The sequence below is a fragment of the Amycolatopsis sp. CA-128772 genome (assembly GCF_002904295.1).
GTDB lineage: Bacteria > Actinomycetota > Actinomycetes > Mycobacteriales > Pseudonocardiaceae > Amycolatopsis.
Genome location: NZ_PPHG01000116.1, coordinates 1 through 1571, shown reverse-complemented (window position 1 = coordinate 1571; position 1571 = coordinate 1). Strand labels below are relative to the sequence as shown.

General features: G+C 70.1%; 2 protein-coding genes. One reads left to right on the top strand and one right to left on the bottom strand.

Features of this window, described 5'->3' with window-relative positions; translation table 11 throughout:
• The coding region (locus C2L59_RS46555; protein WP_146060494.1) for a fasciclin domain-containing protein at window positions 1–383 on the top strand (383 nt) is incomplete at its 5' end.
• A 462-nt stretch (window positions 384–845) separates the two neighbouring features.
• Here C2L59_RS46555 and C2L59_RS46550 read toward each other — a convergent pair.
• The coding region (locus tag C2L59_RS46550; protein WP_103355985.1) for a ferritin-like domain-containing protein at window positions 846–1571 on the bottom strand (726 nt) is incomplete at its 5' end.

Below are 1571 nucleotides of genomic sequence, written 5' to 3'. Positions count from 1 at the left end.
TGCTGACCAAGCTGGTGGCGGCGGTCAAGGCCACCAACCTGGTCGACACGCTCAACAGCCAGGAGGCCATCACGGTGTTCGCGCCGGCCGACCCGGCGTTCGCCGCGCTGGGTGACGCCAAGTTCGCCGAGCTGGCCGGCAAGCCCGCCGAGCTGGCGCCGATCCTGCAGTACCACGTGGTCGGCAAGCGTTACGACGCCAAGGGTCTCGCGAGCGCGGGTTCGGTCGACACGCTCAACACCGCCGGCGGCCCGGTGAAGATCGAGGGTTCCGGCGAGAACATGACGATCAACGGCGCGAAGATCCTGTGCGGCAACATCCCCACGAAGAACGCCACCGTCTTCGTGATCGACAAGGTGCTGACGCCGGGCACCAACAAGTAACACCGACTCGGCCGCCGACGGGCGGTCGTCCCCGGACGGCCACCTCGGGCTCCGCGAACCTCCTGGAGCCCGAGGTGGCCGTTCTTCGCTGCTCAAGCCGGGACAGCGATCGCAATCTGGTGGCGGAGCAGGACATCCGCCGCCGGGGACGCCGAAAGCGGCGGCGTCCGCCGGTCGTCGCCACCGCCGGATCACTCCAGGGTCGTGGCGGCGACCGGCCCTCGGCGAGCAGCCGGAGTTCAAGGGCAGCAGACGCCGACGAGAACATGACAATAGTAGCCCTGACTTCCGGGCCCAGTTCCGCGAGCGGCTTGTGCAGCTGCTCAACCTCCGGACCGATTCCGCTGCTGCTGTGCTCGTGCACGATCGCGATGGCGTCCTCGGCCTTCTGCGTGTCCTCGGATCAAGGCCGGGTGGGAGCGGGGCCGGACCGCCCCGACGGCGATCCGGCCCCGCGCCCGGTCAGTTGGCTGCGCTGGTGTTGACCTCGCCGTTGACGCCCTTGGGGAAGAAACCGCCGGAGGTGGCGGCCTTGCTGGTCAGGTAGACGATGTTGAGGACCTGGCCGGGGGAGCGGCTGTAGGCGATGCCGTTGGCGTCGGTGGGGACGATGTTGGCGTTGCCGTGGCCGTCGATGACGCCCTGGTCGTCGTCGGCGGGGCCGTCGAGGCTGTCGCGGGCGTTGGACAGCTTGACCGTGGCCTTGCCGTCGCCGCGCTGGTAGAGGGCGCTGCGGATGTTGCCGGCGTGGTAGGCCTCGACGGCGAGGATGCCGGCCGCGGCTTCGAGGTAGGTCTTGTTGGTGATCAGCGGGGCGGCACCCTTGTAGGCGGTGACGCCGACGTCTTCGAACAGGAAGGCGGCGAGCAGGAAGTTTTCCTCGCAGGCGAAGGCGTCGAAGCTGCGGCCCGGCTTGACCAGGCCGGCGGCTTGGGCGGCGGCGGTGAAGCTGGACTGCAGGTCGATCGCCGGGCGGCTGACGGCGGCCGAGCCGAGCGCCGAGCGCAGGAACTGGACGTGGGCCTTCTCGTCGGCCGCGATTTCCTGGGCGTACTGGCGGGCGGCCTTGGTTTCGAAGCGGACCGCGCGGCCGCCGGTCACGCCGCCGCGGGTGCCGGTGCCGGTGGTCATGGCGTCGGCGAGGCCGCGGCCGGTGACGGCGTGCAGGTAGAACTCGGCTTCGAGGTA